Source organism: Bradyrhizobium sp. MV1.5, from assembly GCF_055807615.1.
The window spans coordinates 1-223 of the sequence record NZ_JBVVPL010000145.1 but is presented as its reverse complement, the minus strand read 5'-3'; the positions used below and the strand labels follow the sequence as shown (position 1 = coordinate 223).

The 223-nt window shown below is 64.1% G+C and carries 1 protein-coding gene; it reads right to left on the bottom strand.

The window, feature by feature from the left end; all coding sequences use genetic code 11:
- On the bottom strand, nt 1-223 hold a 223-nt coding region (locus AC0L2J_RS34840; RefSeq protein ID WP_473395988.1), incomplete at both ends, for a hypothetical protein.

Below are 223 nucleotides of genomic sequence, written 5' to 3'. Positions count from 1 at the left end.
GCACCGCTGATCGTGGCCCCGTTCACCGTCAGCTTGCCGTTGGCGTCCACCGTGACGTTGCCGGCATTCGCAACCGTCGAGCCCTGGTCAACCGTCAGCGCGCCGTTGGCAAGCACTTCGATCGTGCCGGTCGTCGCATTCGTGATCGTCTCATGGTCCAGCGCGTTGCCGGTGCCGCTGACCTTGAAGGCCGCATTGTTGTTCAGGATGCCGCCGCTCAGAA